The 17,835-nt window shown below is 44.5% G+C and carries 17 protein-coding genes; 4 read left to right on the top strand and 13 right to left on the bottom strand.

Going from position 1 to position 17,835, the window contains the following annotated elements:
* The first annotated feature begins 184 nt into the window (after positions 1 to 184).
* Positions 185 to 640, top strand: coding sequence for a hypothetical protein (locus ACT3TH_RS05405; protein WP_444754831.1), 456 nt, complete (start codon positions 185 to 187; stop codon positions 638 to 640).
* Between the two features lie 128 nt (positions 641 to 768).
* On the opposite strand, the gene ACT3TH_RS05400 is transcribed toward ACT3TH_RS05405, so the two are convergent.
* Positions 769 to 3,315, bottom strand: a complete 2,547-nt coding sequence (locus ACT3TH_RS05400; RefSeq protein ID WP_444754830.1) for a helix-hairpin-helix domain-containing protein — start codon at positions 3,313 to 3,315, stop codon at positions 769 to 771.
* Positions 3,316 to 3,706: 391 nt separating this feature from the next.
* On the opposite strand from ACT3TH_RS05400, the gene ompR reads away from it, so the two are divergent.
* Together ompR and ACT3TH_RS05390 are read left to right on the top strand one after the other, a co-directional pair.
* Positions 3,707 to 4,465: an osmolarity response regulator transcription factor OmpR gene (ompR, locus tag ACT3TH_RS05395; RefSeq protein ID WP_444754829.1), complete on the top strand. Its 759-nt coding sequence runs from the start codon at positions 3,707 to 3,709 to the stop codon at positions 4,463 to 4,465.
* A gap of 36 nt (positions 4,466 to 4,501) precedes the next feature.
* Positions 4,502 to 5,686 (top strand): CobW family GTP-binding protein, encoded by a 1,185-nt coding sequence (locus ACT3TH_RS05390; protein ID WP_444754828.1) that lies wholly within the window; start codon positions 4,502 to 4,504, stop codon positions 5,684 to 5,686.
* Positions 5,687 to 5,793: 107 nt separating this feature from the next.
* Here ACT3TH_RS05390 and ACT3TH_RS05385 read toward each other — a convergent pair whose 3' ends face one another.
* From ACT3TH_RS05385 to ubiG, 4 genes are all read right to left on the bottom strand, one after another.
* Complete coding sequence (locus ACT3TH_RS05385) at positions 5,794 to 6,060, bottom strand: DksA/TraR family C4-type zinc finger protein (protein WP_444754827.1); 267 nt, start codon at positions 6,058 to 6,060, stop codon at positions 5,794 to 5,796.
* A 301-nt stretch (positions 6,061 to 6,361) separates the two neighbouring features.
* Positions 6,362 to 7,186, bottom strand: coding sequence for a YciK family oxidoreductase (locus tag ACT3TH_RS05380; protein WP_444754826.1), 825 nt, complete (start codon positions 7,184 to 7,186; stop codon positions 6,362 to 6,364).
* Positions 7,187 to 7,298: 112 nt separating this feature from the next.
* Complete coding sequence (locus tag ACT3TH_RS05375) at positions 7,299 to 8,009, bottom strand: HAD family hydrolase (protein WP_444754825.1); 711 nt, start codon at positions 8,007 to 8,009, stop codon at positions 7,299 to 7,301.
* 75 nt (positions 8,010 to 8,084) lie between these two features.
* Positions 8,085 to 8,945 (bottom strand): bifunctional 2-polyprenyl-6-hydroxyphenol methylase/3-demethylubiquinol 3-O-methyltransferase UbiG, encoded by an 861-nt coding sequence (gene ubiG, locus ACT3TH_RS05370; protein WP_444754824.1) that lies wholly within the window; start codon positions 8,943 to 8,945, stop codon positions 8,085 to 8,087.
* 344 nt (positions 8,946 to 9,289) lie between these two features.
* Here ubiG and ACT3TH_RS05365 point away from each other — a divergent pair, with 344 nt between their 5' ends.
* Entirely contained in the window at positions 9,290 to 9,910 is a 621-nt protein-coding gene (locus tag ACT3TH_RS05365; protein ID WP_444754823.1) for a thiol:disulfide interchange protein DsbA/DsbL, read from the top strand.
* Between the two features lie 157 nt (positions 9,911 to 10,067).
* Here ACT3TH_RS05365 and yjgA read toward each other — a convergent pair whose 3' ends face one another.
* The 8 genes from yjgA to mazG form a co-directional block, all read right to left on the bottom strand.
* Entirely contained in the window at positions 10,068 to 10,580 is a 513-nt protein-coding gene (gene yjgA, locus ACT3TH_RS05360) for a ribosome biogenesis factor YjgA (protein ID WP_444754822.1), read from the bottom strand.
* Positions 10,581 to 10,637: 57 nt separating this feature from the next.
* Positions 10,638 to 11,603, bottom strand: coding sequence for an RNase adapter RapZ (rapZ, locus tag ACT3TH_RS05355; protein ID WP_444754821.1), 966 nt, complete (start codon positions 11,601 to 11,603; stop codon positions 10,638 to 10,640).
* A 42-nt stretch (positions 11,604 to 11,645) separates the two neighbouring features.
* The gene (gene panC / locus ACT3TH_RS05350) at positions 11,646 to 12,569 is read right to left on the bottom strand and encodes a pantoate--beta-alanine ligase (protein ID WP_444754820.1); all 924 of its coding nucleotides are present in this window, start codon (positions 12,567 to 12,569) and stop codon (positions 11,646 to 11,648) included.
* A gap of 26 nt (positions 12,570 to 12,595) precedes the next feature.
* Entirely contained in the window at positions 12,596 to 13,396 is an 801-nt protein-coding gene (panB, locus tag ACT3TH_RS05345) for a 3-methyl-2-oxobutanoate hydroxymethyltransferase (RefSeq protein WP_444754819.1), read from the bottom strand.
* 108 nt (positions 13,397 to 13,504) lie between these two features.
* On the bottom strand, positions 13,505 to 14,077 hold the full coding sequence (gene folK / locus ACT3TH_RS05340) for a 2-amino-4-hydroxy-6-hydroxymethyldihydropteridine diphosphokinase (protein ID WP_444754818.1): 573 nt from the start codon (positions 14,075 to 14,077) through the stop codon (positions 13,505 to 13,507).
* Between the two features lie 62 nt (positions 14,078 to 14,139).
* Positions 14,140 to 16,365, bottom strand: a complete 2,226-nt coding sequence (gene pcnB / locus ACT3TH_RS05335) for a polynucleotide adenylyltransferase PcnB (RefSeq protein WP_444754817.1) — start codon at positions 16,363 to 16,365, stop codon at positions 14,140 to 14,142.
* Positions 16,366 to 16,528: 163 nt separating this feature from the next.
* Positions 16,529 to 16,912: a ComEA family DNA-binding protein gene (locus tag ACT3TH_RS05330; protein ID WP_444754816.1), complete on the bottom strand. Its 384-nt coding sequence runs from the start codon at positions 16,910 to 16,912 to the stop codon at positions 16,529 to 16,531.
* Positions 16,896 to 17,762, bottom strand: a complete 867-nt coding sequence (gene mazG, locus ACT3TH_RS05325; protein WP_444754815.1) for a nucleoside triphosphate pyrophosphohydrolase — start codon at positions 17,760 to 17,762, stop codon at positions 16,896 to 16,898. The genes ACT3TH_RS05330 and mazG overlap by 17 nt, the downstream gene beginning before the upstream one ends.
* Between the last annotated feature and the right edge of the window lie 73 nt (positions 17,763 to 17,835).

Below are 17,835 nucleotides of genomic sequence, written 5' to 3'. Positions count from 1 at the left end.
GATCATGATAATCGCTTAATGGTTATCATGATTTTATTTTTTCTATAGATTGAATGTTAGAGATAGTAAATATATATATTCAAAAGACTAAATAAAATTTTGATATACAAAAAACGCTAAATAAGAGTCAAGTTTGAACCCTTTTAAACTGACATTATAAGACTATAAATTAAGGAATTCATTAATGAAAAAACGTACCCTACCTTCATCGCTACTTATTGCTGCCGTGCTTACTATTCCAAGCCTAGCTATGGCAGCACCTGCTACTAATACAACAACGGCAGCACAAGCAGACATGCAAGCAGCGGCAGAAATGCAGGCAGCGCAAGCAGCATCTGCTAACAATACTCTTGAGACTCAAGCTGCAGCTGCTAATAGCGAACAGGGCGCAGACCAATCTAATTCGTTTGTAATTAATGAGACGCAAAGAATCTCAAGAGCCAGTGGAAATAGCATAACTAACACTGCTACTTCACAAGTAATGCCTACTGATCTGCAAACCCAGCAACAAGACATGCAGCAACCAGGCGATATACAGCTACAAACTCAGCAACCAGATATGCAAGATCCAGAAGCTGACCTACTACAAGAACAAGACGCTCAAGAAGTCATGATACAAGAAGAAGAAATGGCAGAATAAAAAATATTGATCGCGAGTTTCAAAGAACACTGTATAAAACATTTTATTGAACTTGTTATTCAATATACCAGTCAAAAAAAGGCAGCCTAATGGCTGCTTTTTTTATTGCTTGTCATTACTAATACTGACTATTTTTTAGCTTTAGTCACACCTGCTTCTTTTAATAAGGCGCCAAGCGTACCCATTTTGTTAGGAGCTTCTGTGTTTTCAGGTTTGGCTGCCTTCTTACTACGATTGGTCGCGCTGCTCTTGTCCTGACGATTTTCTTGGCGACCGTCTTGACGATTGCTGCGCGGCTTTGAAGCGCGCTTATCAGCGGCGGGACGATTACTACGAGGACGACTGGCTTTGTCATCATTCGCAACGTTTGCCTCAGCAGACTTCGCAGCTGGGCGCGCTGATTTTTCAGCTTCAGGTTTCATACTAAAACCAATACGACCACGTTTTTCGTCAATGGAGATGACACGTACTGAGATAATATCACCCGGTTTAACACGGTTCATCGGATCAGCAACAAAATCGTTGGCCATCTGCGAGATATGTACCAGACCGTCTTGGTGAACGCCGACATCAACGAAGCAACCAAAGGCGGTGACATTTGTGACCACGCCTTCAAGTGTCATACCTTCACTCAAATCTTTAATGCTATTGACGTCATCACGGAAACTTGCCGTTTTAAACTCAGGACGCGGATCACGTGCAGGCCTAGCTAGCTCATCCAAAATAGCCTTTACGCTGATGTTATCATCGTTAGCAGCAAGTGCCGTGGTATCGATGGTATTTAATACCCCTTCGTTACCGATGATATCTTGCAGCGCTTTGCCCGTTTGCGTCAATAAGCTATCAACCAGCGCATAGCTTTCTGGATGGACACCTGTCGCATCAAGTGGATTGCTACCACCATGAACACGTAAAAATCCTGCTGCTTGTTCAAAGGTTTTCACCCCTAGACGCGGGACGTTCTTTAGCGCTTCACGACTGTCAAAAGCACCGTGTTCTTTACGATAAGTAACGATCTGCTGCGCGACATTGCGATTTAGACCAGCAATGTGTGCCAAAATAGCAGGACTTGCTGTGTTCACATCAACACCAACGGCGTTCACACTATCCTGAGTTACTTTATCTAAGCTATCAGCCAACTGACTTTGGTTAACGTCATGCTGATATTGACCCACACCAATGGCCTTTGGATCGACCTTCACCAGCTCTGAGAGCGGATCTTGTAAACGACGAGCGATAGAAACAGCACCACGTACTGACACATCTAGATTGGCCAATTCATCACTAGCAAGCTCACTGGCTGAATAGACAGACGCGCCAGATTCATTGACGATCACCACATTGGCGCTTAGAGTATCATTGGTGGCCAAAATCTCTTTAATCATCGCATCTGTTTCGCGACTGGCAGTACCATTACCGATGGCCACCAAATCAACCTGATAAGTACTTAATAATTTGTCGATGACCGCTTTGGCTTCGTCTATTTTATTATCAGGGGCAAATGGATAAACCGTGGCTATGACCGGCTTATCTTCATTATCTAACATCACATGACCTTGAGCATCAATGATGGCCATCTTCACGCCATGACGGATACCAGGATCAACGCCCAAGATAACTTTACGACCGGCAGGCGCTGACATCAATAAGTGCTGTAAGTTATTCGCAAAAACTTCAATAGCATCAGCTTCAGCGGTCAAACGCTTTTCAGTCAATAAGCGATGTTCGATATGTGGACGCCATTTGTCTTTCCACAAACTGCTGGCAGCTTCTGTTAAAAATTCACGGCGGGCATCAGGTGCTGTGGTATCAACATTAAAATGACTGATTATTTTTTCGATAAAAGGCGTGTCTTCGCCTTCAACTTTTAATCCCAACACGTTTTCTTGACGACCACGCAGCATTGCCAATAGACGATGGTTTGGTAGACGCGCCAAGCTTTCGCTATGCTCGAAATAATCTTTAAACTTCTCACCGACTTCACGCTTCTCTTCACTGGCAACGTTCGATACGATACTGGCCGTTTTGGCAAAACCGTTACGTAAGTTATCAAGTAAATCTAGCGCTTGCGTCCATTCATCAACGATGATGGCTTGCACGCCAGCCAGCTGTTTTTCGACGTCACTGAAATCCACATCAATCTCATGACCACTGTCATCCGTCACACTTGATTGAATCTGATAATCCGCTAAGGCATCAGTTGGTGTGATTTCTTGAGTAAGAATCGCTTGGGCGGCAGCGTCAAGACCAGCTGCACGTGCTTTGGCCGCTGGTGAACGACGACGTGGACGATATGGCAAGTAGATGTCTTCAAGCTCAAGCTTGGACGTCGCATTATCAATACGCGTCTGTAGCTCGTCAGTCAAATTGCCCTGTGTGCTCAGTAGCTCAGTAATTTTGAGGCGACGAGTGGCCATGTCACGCTCATAATTAAGAGACTTCTCTAATGCTCGCAATTGCGCATCGTCAAGATTCTGAGTCTTCTCTTTGCGGTAACGAGCAATAAAAGGAACAGTCGCGCCTTCATCGTAAAGTTTGACAAACGCATTGACTTGAGCAGTCTTAATGCCAAGCGCGCGAGCAAGCTTGTCGTGAATATTCGCGTGTGTGGTTGCATCCAAAACCTGTGCATTTGTCGAGGCTTGAGATGGCGTTAAGGTATCAGTGCTACTCATATACGTATCAATCGTTGAGAAATGTAGTTTTGCATTATAGCAAAAGCTGCATGAATAAAAATCCTTTTTATCTTTTCGTTATTTATCACCTGTTTTACTTCCAAAATCGTCTGATATCATAAGTTCTGTCGCCTTGTTAAACAAACGCATACAGCATTTTTCTTTATGAGTGATGCAATTATGATTGCAATCTTATACACTAAAGTGTCAATAGTACAAATATTACTAAGTGCTACCAAGTTGAACAAATGTATTTATTTTTACAGGATTTTTCTGATAAACAATGGATTGACTACTAGATACTGATTGTATTTTTGCAAGCCATCGTATTTTAACCACACTTTTACTAATTAGTTTTTGCTAATAATAATTTTTATAAGAGGATGCTTATATGACTGATAATAATAGCCCTGACACTTTGACGCAGCGTATCTTAGTTGTCGATGACGATGCCCGTCTGCGCTCTTTGTTACAACGCTTTCTAGAAGACGATGGTTTTGTGGTTCGTACGGCGCACGATGGTAGTCAGATGGACAAATTGATGCAACGTGAGCTTTTCTCATTGGTAGTATTGGACTTGATGTTACCTGGTGAAGACGGCATCCATATTTGTAAACGTCTGCGCGAAAACAATGGGGATATCCCAATCATCATGTTAACGGCAAAAGGCGGTGATGCGGATCGTATTGCAGGCCTAGAGGCAGGAGCAGACGATTATCTGCCTAAGCCTTTTAACCCAAAAGAGTTATTGGCTCGTATCAAAGCAGTACTGCGCCGTCAGAATCGCGAACTGCCGGGCGCTCCAAGCCATCAGCTTGAAGTGGTTGAGTTTGGTCCATGGACATTAGATCTATCGACTCGTACGCTCAAACGCGATGGTAATGTTGTCACCTTAACGACAGGTGAATTCTCTGTATTAAAGGCGCTGGTTCAGCATCCACGTGAACCTTTGACGCGCGACAAACTAATGAACCTTGCGCGCGGTCGTGAATGGGGTGCGATGGAGCGCTCAATCGATGTACAAGTCTCACGCTTGCGTCGTCTGATTGAAGACAACCCTTCACAAGCGCGTTATATTCAGACTGTATGGGGTGTAGGTTATGTGTTCGTCCCTGATGAAGCTGAGATTGAAGCTGCTAAAAGTGAATAATGCTCATTCAATACTTTTAGCGCTATGAGTCCCGCTTTGAAGACCTCTATTGTTTTCCAAAACATACCCTGCACCTTGGTGACAGGGTTTTTGGGCGCTGGTAAAACCACGGTTATTAACCAGTTGCTGGCTACTAAACCTACTGCTGAACGGTGGGCGTTACTGATCAATGAGTTTGGGCGTATTGGTATCGATGGATTATTATTGGCAAGCTCACAAGACAATACCGATGATAAAAACAGTATTGCGATTCGTGAAGTAAGCGGTGGGTGTATTTGTTGTACCAGTCAGCTACCTCTTCAGATCGCTATTAGTCGACTACTAAGTGAGCATCATCCACAGCGGCTTCTCATTGAACCTACAGGCCTTGCTCATCCGCGCGAGCTAATACATCAGCTCAGTGCCCCGCATTGGCAGACTGCCCTAAAGATGCAGGCAGTGATTACAGTGCTCAGCGCTGTGCAGTGGCAGCAAGACAAATATCGCAATCATGATGGGTTCCAAGCTCATGTTCGTGATGCCGATGTTTTGGTGATTAATCGTTACGCTCAATTGGACGATGGCGAAACACAGGCTTTAAAAGCGTGGATAACTAAGCTCAACACACAGATTACTGTGATTTGGGCAGCGCCTATACAAACTACGCCTGATAATGACAACACATTGAATGCGCATCTGTCTGAGCTGAGCATTCAGCTGACTGAACCCAGCCACGTTATTGCGCAACAGCGTATGGTAAGCATCGCTCACTCTCGGCGATCTTCTGTGAGTTTACAACCAATAAGCACTTCTTTATCACCTACTGCGCTGTCACATCCTTTACAAGCCAACGATGACGCTCAGTCTGACTCAGATCTTGAGCAGCCTTATCGTTATCATGAAGAGCAGCAAGACATGCTATTGGCAGGTTGGCGACTGCCAGCGCACTATGTATTAAAAGCGGATGATTTACAAGATTGGTTATTAAGATTACCGAGCTGGCAACGTATTAAAGGCGTGGTGCATACTTCTGACGGCTGGCTACAGATTAATTTTACGCCAGACAGCTTGACCACCAGTACCATCAGCACGCAGACAGATAGCCGACTAGAAATCATTTTGCAGTCTGATAATGACAACCAAACTCAAGACACTACCATAGACAACAACCAAGCACACAATGCGTCATCTGCCATCGATTGGGAAGCACGCGACTGTGAATTGATGGCACTGGTCATATAATTGCCCTGTTCCATAATAAGAAAAGAAAAACAATCACATTATAAAGTCAGCATAAAAAAAGCGAACCCTGCTATGTTATGTAGCAGGTTTCGCTTTTTTATTTTTAATTAACGCAATTGACTGTCTTTACTACCACGTCGATTGAATAGCTCAGTCGCTTTTGCCTCTTGTTCAAGCTCAGTTTGACAACGCACACAATGTTGGATACCCGGCACGGCCAGTCGCCGAGCTTCTGGAATGGGATTGCCGCATTCATCACAAAACTCAGCACTAACGCCCGTTGGTAACGAACGTCGTGCGCGCTCCAATGCATCATTGACAGTTGCATCCATCTGTTCGTGCTCAGCACCATCTCTTGACCAGCCACCTGCCATAATCTTATCCTATTTGTTTTTATTCATTACATAACTTCTTTAATAACAAATAGATGGGGTGTTAAACGGCGAATTACAACCTGCCAACGAACATTAAAAACTATTAAAGAATAAGCTGTGGTTCGTTAAATAAAATTAAAATAAAAACAAGCATTATAGTGCGACACGCTACTGGGATAAACTTTTCTTGTTTGTTGCAGCATTGCTGACAGAGGCTACGCAAAATCTTTCCCAACAGCACTGTGTTTATTTTATAGTGAATTGACGATTGCACTGGTTCATAAACGTTGTTGAGAGGTTACTAATCTTTTGGCTGTAACTCAACCACTTGTCCGCGTACACCAATACTTTCATCGCTCATGAGACAAACGTAGCCTGCCATGATGTCTTCAGGCGTTTTTAAGCTCATAGGATTTTCTCCTGGATAAGCATGGGCGCGCATGTTGGTACGCGTGCCGCCTGGGTTTACACAATTGAATCGCAGATTCGTGGTGTTTTGCGTCTCTTGCGTGAAAATATCACTCATGCCTTCCACTGCTTGTTTTGATAGCGCGTAAGCACCCCAAAATGCACGAGGATGCGTGCCAACCGTGCTAGACGTAAATACGATAGAGCCATGAGCTGCATCTTTTAGTAACGGTAATAATGCTTGGGTGAGCATAAAGGTTGCAGTAAAATTGACCTTCATCACTTGGGCAAACATATCAACGTCGTACATCTCAAGCGGTGTCAACTGTCCGAGCATACCCGCATTATGCAAAATACCATCCAGTTGACCCACTTCTTTATTAATCAGTCCTTCTAACTGCTGCATTTCAGCATAGGTAGCGCCTTCTAGATTCATCGGTAGCATGGCTGGCTGCTTGCCGCCAAAGCTCTCAATCTCATCATAAACGTATTCAAGCTTACTGCTGGTACGTCCCAATAGTAAAACGGTAGCACCATAACGGGCATAGGTTAACGCCGCAACACGACCAATACCGTCCCCCGCGCCCGTTACCAAAATCGTTTTACCGTTTAAGCAGTTATCAGGCGGCAAAAAATTACGAATCTCATCGTGAGTCAAAGGCTGAGTAGGGTTTTGAACGGCTTGAGAGTCAGATAATTGGTCTATTTTTGTGCTCATGGCATTGCTCACTACTTATTGTTTAATAGTTTATTATTCAAAGTTTAGAAGTACGTGTTTAAAATTATCGCGCCAAAACGATTGTTAAAAGGCAAACTGTATAAACAGCGAATTATATATAATCAAAATTACCAGAAGAAAGCAGCAACTCATTCAACTGCTTAGGAGTATCAACAATATAGTTTGCAGCCCACGCCTTTAGGTTTTTCTGCTCCTCAATAGGAATGTATCCATAAGCCGCTAAAATCGTTGGCATACCAGCGGCATTGCCCGCTTCAATGTCGCGTATGTGGTCGCCGACATACAGTACACAACCAGCTGCACCGCGAGGTATACCAAGCTTCTCTAACGCCATATACATAGGCTCTGGATCAGGTTTGGTGCGGGACACATCATCCGGACAAATCAAAACGGCACAGCGCTCATCCAACTGCATCTTATTTAATAGCTGCTCTGCCAAATAGCGCGGCTTATTGGTTACGATACCCCATGGCACGCCCTTTTCTTCAAGAGCCGTCAACACTTCTTCTAGCTCACTGAACACACAGCTATCGATGCATATATCCGCTTCATAGTCGTCCAAAAACTGCTGGCGAAAATCAAGTAATTCTGCCTCACTGACTTCCAGTTGATCGTTGTGCCGTAACATCAATTGCACCATTGCCGATGCACCCGCAGAGACTTGTTCACGGATCTCTGCTCCAGATGGCGCTTGCCAATCATTTTCACGACTCATTTTACCGATGATACGGACAAAGTCAGCAGCAGTATCGATTAATGTCCCATCAAGGTCAAATAAAACCGCTTTTATGAATTGGGCCATAGTGAATGCTCCTGAAATTGATAACGTGTTTAGTGAAATGGGATGGAATATACGCAGTGGCATATGCCGTCAAGCTTAGGCCATTGGTTTTTGTACTGCCATCATATAGTTGACATCGACATTTTGCGCCAGCCAATAACGTTTGGTCAGTGGATTGTAATGTAAACCAATGATGTCTTGGCGCGTAAAGCCTGTATTGACAGCCATTTTGTCCAGCTCAGCTGGAGTAATAAATTTGGCGTAGTCGTGCGTACCACGGTCGAGCAAGCGCAAGACATACTCTGCCCCAACGATGGCAAACAAATAAGACTTTGGGTTACGGTTAATCGTTGAAAGCACACAAACGCCGCCTGGCGCTAGTAGCTCAAAGCAAGCCTGTACAATTGAGCTCGGGTCAGGCACGTGCTCTAGCATCTCCATGCAAGTTACTACATCAAACTGCCCTGCATGCGTTTTGGCCAGCGCTTCTACTGGAATGTGTTGATAGCGCAATGTATCGTCTAAACCGCTTTGCTCTGCATGTAGCGCAGCTGCTTTTAGATTCTCAGTACCCAAATCAATGCCTGTAACATCAGCGCCGCGGCGTGCCATCGATTCTGACAATATACCGCCACCGCAACCGACATCCAACACTTTTTTACCAGCCAGTCCTGTCGCAGCCGTTTTACTCACACCTTGAGCAGCGTCATTTTCGACATCATTGTTTTTGGTAGAGCTGTCGCTTTGATAACCACGTTTGACGTTTTCTTCTATCCAATTCAAACGCAGAGGATTGATTTCATGTAAGGTTGCAAATGCGCCCGTATTGCTCCACCACTCGCTCGCCAGTTTGTTGAATTTCTCGACTTCACTTGGATCCACATTGATAGTGGTAGTCATTGTGTCATTAAGACTAATGTTTGCTTGCTCATTCAAAGAAGGGTTAGCTGAGCCCATAATGGTTTTCCTTTATTGTCATTATCATTATTATCGTATAAAGTGCACGATTATGTGCTCAATATTAGCATGAGAGGGGTAACTTTGTCGTGAGTACATCGTCACCGATTGTGAGTGGTCTTAACCCCTGCCAAAGCCTGTAAGAAATGTACCTTAAATAATAACTGACAGCTTTACAACCGTTAGTTAAGATTCGGATTCACAAGCGCACGCATTTTACGTTATTATAGTCAGTACGCTATTATGGCTAAATTATACTTGACGCCATATCGTTTACGCCCTTAAAGCCATCGATATGTAAATACCCAAACAACCTCTAAGTCTTCACATCTCAAGGATAAAGTATGAAACGTGTCATCACACTGACTGGTCTGGCTATGGCCATTGGACTTGCTACTACGGGCGCACAAGCTGCCAATTATGTCGCTGGAAAAGACTATCGCGTGCTAGACAATCCAGAAAAAATCAGCGGTGATGCGATCATTGTTCGTGAATTTTTCTGGTATGGTTGCCCACATTGTAATGTGCTTAATCCGCATATGGAAAAATGGGCGAAAACCAAAGACAAAGATGTGGCCTTTTTCAAGACTCCAGCAGCGCTTAACCCCGTTTGGGAAGCCAATGCTCGTGGCTTTTATGCAGCACAGCTTCTAGGTTTTGAAAACAAAACGCATGATGCGCTATTTAATGCGATCCATAAAGATGGCAAAAAACTGTTTGATCAAGCGTCTTTAAGCAAATGGTATGGCTCAAAAGGCGTTGATGAAAAGAAATTCAACAGTCTTTATAACTCATTTGCTGTCGGTACCAAAATTGGTCGCTCGCAAGCTGGCGCTAAGCGTTATCAGCTCTCAGGTGTGCCAGCCGTGGTCGTACAAGGTAAATACGTTGTGACGGGCGAAAATGCGACCGTTCCTAAAGTCGTTGATTTCTTGGTAGATAAAGTTCGCGCTGAAAAGAAATAAGTTAGCGCTTATTATTGACAAATAATGTCTTAGTAGTCGCTAACTTAGTATAAATAAGCTACCTATAAAAAAGCCAATTCTTTGAGAATTGGCTTTTTATGTTTTTTAGACTGAATAATGACTGATGTAATTAATGTCGTAAATCCTGACTACCTCACTATTTTTTCAATTGCGATAAAATAGCCACTTCCCGAATATAACTTGCCAGATCTGCTTTAGACTCGGCCATTAATTCGTCATCTTGTGTGTGTTTGGCGTACTCAATCCATAGCAGTAATTGATACATGCTATTGTGCTCAGAGGCTTTGTACTGTTTTACAAACTGTTTTAGCGTGCCTTCATCATTGATGTTTAGACGCTCACACCAGCTCTCTATTTTCGAGATCTGCTCTTTAGGAAACACCGCATCAAACAATGCTTTTACCAATTCATGGCGGTTTTCTTCACTAATAAGTTTACCAACACGCTTGGTCTGACGATTACGAGCATTAGCACTGGTAATATCAGCCAGTGCCATCAACTCTGCCATAAAGTAATCGCTGGCTGGCAGGGCTTTTAGCTGCTTTTTCGACAAGTTAGCGAGCGGTATCGACAACTGTTGCAAGCGCTCATGTCCTTTTTTAAGTTCTGTGCGCGAGACGCGCATATCCTGTTCTGACCAGTCAATCATAAAACACTTTCCAAAATAATGAATAATAAAAAAATACTATTTAACGTATATCAGTAACTACCAACGCGTCTTTTCGCGATGCTTTGCCAGCACTTTTATGCCTTGTGGCATTGCCTTGGCAAGGCGACGTTGTAAGTTATCGGTGATGAACACTGAACGGTGCTTGCCGCCCGTACAACCAATTGCAACCGTCACCGTATGGCGATTATTGTGTAAAAACTCTGGCAGCCAACGAGTCAAAAACTTGTCAACATCATTGGTCATCTCGGCCACTTCTGGACAATCTGCAAAAAATGCAGCAACCTCAGCGTCAAGACCTGTCGAAGTACGTAGCTCAGGGTTCCAATGCGGGTTTGGCAAAATTCTTACGTCAAACACAAAGTCTGCATCAATGGGACTGCCATACTTAAAACCGAAAGACAGTAAGTTGACTACAATCTGATTGTCTACGCCAATGTATTCACGCAAACGGTCTTTTAACTGATGGATATTTAAATGACTGGTATCAATGCTGATATCAGCATGACTAGCCACTGGTTCCAACAGTTGGATTTCTTTTTTGATCGCAGCGGGTAGATTAAAAGCAACGTGCTTAGCGTGGTCACTATTAACATCTTGCGACATTAAAGGATGTACACGACGAGTCGCGCTAAAACGTGCTACTAACGCACTCTCCTGCGCCGTCACATACACCACCTTTACCGCATTAGCGCCATACATGGCTTTTAAAGCTTCATACGTCTCTATAAAATTGGACAAATCAGCACGCGGGGTTCGGATGTCAACTCCAAGCGCAATGCGGCGGATGCCACTTTCATTGACCAGTTTATAGGTAGCACTTACGAGCAAAGATAATGGCAAATTATCAATAGAGTAATATCCCAGATCTTCTAGGATATTCAATACTGAGGTTTTTCCTGACCCTGAAAGCCCTGACACCACTAATATACTGAGCTTATCATTGGTCACTTTACTCGCTACCTGCTCAGAGTGATCATTACTCTTATCCTGATTTACATCCATGCTTCACCCATCTTAGTCCATTGCGTTTTGTAGGTTACTACATCATGACGGTTGATTTACCGTCACTAATTGATTGTCCAACAAGCGTGCACGTCCTAGCCATGCGGCGACCAGAATGATTAAATCTTTGCGTTCAATATTAAATTTTTCTGTATTAAGACTTGCGGAATAGTTAACGATAGAACCCAATTCGTCTGTCTTTATTTCTAAGTAATCAATAGTGAAACCCGCGTTAGTAATACGCGTATAGGTTTCTGCTAGTAACGACTCAGTCTGTTGCCAACTCAGCTCATCACTTTTTAGCCGATGCGCCAAACGTTGTAGCTCTTGATGCAATACAGGGGCGATTTGACGCTCCGTTGCATTTAGATACTGGTTGCGTGAAGACAAAGCCAACCCATCATCAGCACGGACGATAGGCGCCCCTATAATCTCAATAGAGTAGCTTAAATCGCGCACCAGTTGCTTGATAATGGCCAGTTGTTGATAATCCTTTTGCCCAAAAACCGCTACATCAGGCTGTACGATATTAAACAGTTTGGAGACAACAATACCAACGCCATCAAAATGCCCAGGGCGTGACTGACCGCATAACTGAGCGGCAATATCACCTGCTAGTACCGATGTTGGTGGTGGCAAGACAGGATACATCTCGTCGATACTTGGCGCAAAAACATAATCTGCATCCACAGTGGCGAGCTTTGCGATATCCTTATCTAGCGTGCGAGGATAGCTATCAAAATCTTCGCCAACCCCAAACTGAGTAGGATTGACAAAAATACTGACTACCACGACATCAGCATGCCGTTTGGCAATTCTCACAAGCTCAAGATGACCATCATGCAGATTGCCCATCGTCGGCACCAAAGCAATACGCTGCAAGCCGCCTGACTGACTGTTTTTCTGACCACGATAAGGTTGCAGGGCAGCACGCAATGCTGAGATATCATGATAAATAGTTGGCATGGTTCAGTATTCTTCTATTCCAAATATTAGACAAATTGGTGTTGTTCAGTGGGAAAAGCGCCTTCACGTACGGACTGCTGGTATAAGGCAAAGGCGCCTTCAACACTGCGTGCAACGTTGCGCTCATCGGTCAAAAAATCGTGTACAAAGCGCGGCGCACGTCCATGAACCATGCCCAGCATGTCATGCATTACCAATACTTGACCATCCGTATTTGCACCAGCCCCAATCCCGATCACTGGTACTGCCACGGCTTCCGTAATGGTTTTTGCAAGTGCCGCTGGCACACACTCTAGTACTAACAGAGCAGCACCAGCAGCGACGACAGCCTTAGCATCCGTCAACAACTTATCAGCCGCTTCATCACCGCGTCCTTGGATCTTATAACCACCAAAGACATTGACTGACTGCGGTGTCAAACCTAAGTGCACACAAGTAGGCGTTCCGGCTTGCGCCAAAGTCGTGACCAAATCACAAAGCTCGCTGCCACCCTCAACTTTGATCACATGCGCGCCTGCCTGCATCAACCGCCGACTATTGGCAACCGCTTCTGGTAATGTCACGTAACTCATAAACGGCAGGTCAGCCAGAATCAGTGCATGCTTATTGCTTCGAGCGATATTAGCCGTATGATAAGCCATATCGTCAACGGTCACGGGTAGTGTTGAATCATGGCCTTGCACGACCATACCCAAACTGTCGCCAATTAAAATAGTATCAATCTGCGCCTTGTCCATCATTCTGGCAAACATCGAGTCATAGCACGTCAAGCAAGTAAATTTGATACCATCTTTTTTAAACTTATTTAAAGTAGATAATGTTGTCATAGGTTCCTCAATTGACACTCAATGTCTTTAATTATCAGTCAACCACCCATCATTTCAATTTTTAAATCTTATTTGACCAATACCGCTTCTAAATATCTCTGAACGTTTTTAGGCGTTTGACAATTGTGTTAAGCCTGTCCAATCTGCACTTTGTGGATAGTCTTGTATTGGTATGCCTGCAATGGTTAGCTCTGACGCTAATTCTCGCAGCGGTATCAATACAAAATTTCGTTCAGACAGACCAGCATGTGGAATGGTCAGTTGTGGCTCTGCCATCTGTAAATCGCCGTACAATAAAATATCGACGTCCAGACTGCGCTCACCCCAACGTCGTAGGCGGGCACGTTTAGCAAGCTGCTCTAGCTGCTGACAAAATGTAAGTAATTCAAACGCTGTTAATCTGGTCTCGAAACCTGCGACCGCATTGACAAAGTCAGGTTGATCTTGTGGTCCCATGGGCGGCGATGCATAGAATGAAGAAACGCTCACGTCGCGTATGTCCTCACAATCCCGAATACCGGCAAGCGCTTGTTGCAAGTGCTCCACTGGCGACCCTAAGTCATTCGCCAAATTGCTGCCTAGCCCGATATAGCAAGTAACCCACACAGTCTCGTCTTTATTAGCGTCAATCTTGTAATCAGATTGTTGACTCAATTCTGTACCGTCTTTAAAGCCATTCATGGTTATCACTTTACTCTAAAATCTAGGGTTAATATCGCTAGCAATATTAAACGCTATTGATGCTAAGCGTTATCCGTATTGGGCTGTCGGCGGCGACGCTTCGCTGGTACTGGACCTTTATTGTCAGTCATGTTAGTAGCAGCCGTCTGACTGTTAACTGCTTGACTGGTTTTAGCTGATACTTTTCTAGAGGTCGTTTCTATAGGGTTTGCTTCCGCAGAGCTCACTTCTATAGATGCTTTCTTCGATCTTCTGGGCTTTCTAGCTTTGGCTTGTGTTTGATCGCTAGACTCAGCAGCTGGTTTTGGTGCTTTTTTCTCATATTTAACAGTCGTCTGCTCGCTATCAGTTGCCTCTTGCATTGCCACATTGTTGGAACTGTCTACAGTAGGTTGACGACGGCGACGCTTATGCGGAATTGGTTCATTATTCATGCTCACGAGTGCAGGCGAGCTTGCCACTGAACGAGCTATATTGACTTCGACCGACGATGATTTGACCTCAGACGGTTTTGTTTTACTCTGCTGAGCGCCATCCGACGTTGTTTCCTGATGATGCGAAGCTTTTTCAGTTGAAGCTGTCTCAGTGGCTACTTTTTTCTGCACAGACGCTTTAACTGGCGCGGGCTTCTCATCACTTGCCAGCTGCCTTTTTAATGGCGGTACAACTTTTTCATGCTCTATGACAAACAATGGCGCAGGCTTAGCGCTGTGGCGCTTGTTCGACGCTTGATCATTGCTATTGGCAAGAGACAATTGCTGCAGTTGAGCAAGCTCACTACTGTCTTGTTTTGCTTGCTGCGTATCATACGATTTGGCTTGATGGTTACTCGATTGCTTGGCTGAAGACTGACTGGCAGCACGGCGGCGACGTGATGGAATATTTGCAGGATCGTTTACCATTGTCTGATCATTCATACCTTTTTCAGTGCTTTTATTGGAGTCGCTGTGCTTAGTACTACGTTGATTGGTAGTTGACTCATCAACTGTATTTGACTCCAGCTTTTGACGATTGCGTCCGCGACCACGCTGACCTTGACCTTGCTTGTAAGCGCCGCGACGAATGTTTTCATCGAAATCTTCAACAGCTTGCTGTTGTTCTTGCTCAGATAGGGTCTGATACGTCTGCCACCAGTCGCCCATCCCATTGGTCGACTCAGACAAAGGATGTTCAGCATCACCGCAGTGCTCACGCAATAATAAAAAGTCAAAACCCGCTCGAAAGCGTGGATGCTCAGAGAGCTGGACAATTTGTTTACTGCGCGGTGCGGCAAGTTTTGGCTGCAACACCCAAATATCACGGATGAATTGCTCAGCAAATTTAGGAATTGCCGTCTTAATACGTTGACGGTCAATGACTTTGCCAGCAGCATGCATCTGCGCTTCTGCGAATGGCATATTACGCTTTTTGGCTTTTGCCAATTGGTGCAAATAGTTTTCCCATAATAGAGCGGCATAGAAAAACGCTGGATTGATGCTTTTGCCCGCTGCAATACGCTTGTCTGTATTGATCGCTACCTGCTTGACCAGCGCACTTGGCTCAGACGGTGGGTATATGATTAAACTGTCAATCGCGCCTGACTCAAATAACAATGGCAATAGTGGCACCAGATAGCCACCTGTGAACATCTTCTGCGTCTCATCATAGAGACGATGCGGCGATATTTGTTCAAGCAGCGCCCAATTACCATCATGAAACTGGTTAGCCAACGCGTCATCAAATTCAAAACCTAGCTTGGCTTTAAAACGTAGGGCTCGCAATAACCGCACTGGATCTTCTTCAATACGGACAGGCGCATCACCCAATAAGCGAATAATTTTATTATCAATGTCTTCAAGCGCACCGCAAAAATCGTGCACCACACCTTTGAGCGGTTGATAATAAAGCGCATTGATAGAAAAATCACGACGAGAAAAATCTTGTTTGATATCGCCCCAAACATTGTCACGCAAGATCATGCCATCACGATTGGTATTGGCATCATTGATGGGTGGACCACGAAAGGTTGCCACTTCAATCAACTCGCGACCTGAATACACATGCGCTAACTGGAAGCGGCGACCGATAATGCGGCAACGCTTACCAAAGACGTCTTTGATTTCATGCGGCTTGGCATCAGTAACGGCATCAAAGTCTTTTGGGCGCAAACCCAATAAAGTATCACGCACACCGCCGCCAACGATATAGGCATCAAACCCAGCTCGCGTCAATGTGGCAATCACTTCAGTAATGGAATTGGGTAATTCAGATTTATTCAGTTCTAACTGCTTGGCGGCACGCTCGGCCATGCATCTACTCCTCGCCGGTATTCTTTAACCACCCTTGACGAACACAGCGTTTATCAGGCGGATGTACCTGCTAGTTTAACAAATTTTGCGCGTAGTAGGTGTGTTATGACATTTACTTACGTGCTATTTTATCAATATTAGGGTTAATTAGCGCAAAATACTGCTATCTGTCCTGCACGCTCAAACGCGCGCGATTGTTCTCAACAGTTTTTGCACCAATGCCTTTAACTTTTGCCAATTCATCAATGGTTTTAAAACCGCCAAACATCTCACGATATAAAACAATCGCTTGCGCTTTACTGCTGCCGATACCATGCAAGGAGACAAGCTCTCCTTCGCTGGCACGATTGATATTAACAATTCTTTGATCACGCGCCTGCCTGTCTGATTTTTCTTTTGCTAACAAATAATCATAGGCACGTTGCGGATTATCGAAACAAGGTGCAGCATTGATAGCATTGGCACTATTTAGCATAAAGATAGTCGCCAGACAGAAAGCCGCGTTTATTACCGAGTGAGTAAAAATGCTTTTACGGTGAGCGTTCATGGCATTTAGCTGCTTCCCATAAGATATCCATTTCTGTTATGTCGCTGTCTTCTAAACGCTTGCCAACAGCCTCTAATTGTTCTTCGATATAACCAAAACGCGATTTGAATTTATGCACGCAAGTCAATGTGGCAGTTTCAGCATCAAGGTTTAATTTACGAGCGACATTGACTAGAGCAAACATACAATCGCCAAGCTCTTTTTCTATCTCTTTGATGTTGGCTTTGATGTCCGCTTCGGATTTATTTGCCAGCTCAGCCTTCAATTCACTCACTTCTTCATCTAACTTATCAAAGGCACCGCTTATGCCCTCCCAGTCAAACCCAAGTTTTGATGCCTGCTTTTGGACATCCTGCGCTTGCATGAGCGCACTGCCCGCTTTGACTTCATCCAAACGGCGCTGCGGTTTACCGCGCGCCACACGCGCTCGCTTCTCTTCTGCTTTAATCTCATCCCAGCGCTCTCTTACTGCCACGTCATCTTTGAGCGTTTCAGCCTCAAACACGTGAGGATGCCTGCGAACCAGCTTTTCTTGTAGAGTAGCAATGACATCGCTTATATCGAAGCGACCTTGCTCCGCGTACATCTGACAATGAAAAACCACTTGTAGCAGCACATCTCCAAGCTCGCCTTTTATATCCTCGTCATCATCGCTTTGAACAGCCGCGCCTAACTCATACGCTTCTTCAATCGCATACGGAATCAGACTATGATTGGTTTGTTTTTTGTCCCAAGGACAATCAGCTCGCAGCCGTGCCATCAGTGCTAAAAGATCTTCAAATTGCCCGCTTATTTCTGGCAATCCTGGCACAGGTGCGGGTGCTTTAATTTTATTGTCTACAATACTCATAAGGGATGCTCTTATATATTTACTTATCGTGTCACTTAGTGATTTAGAATAAAATCTGGCTTAACCCAGATGC

The organism is Psychrobacter sp. AOP22-C1-C5 (genome assembly GCF_052378885.1).
Taxonomy (GTDB): Bacteria; Pseudomonadota; Gammaproteobacteria; order Pseudomonadales; family Moraxellaceae; genus Psychrobacter.
This window is presented reverse-complemented; position numbering and strand designations above follow the sequence as displayed.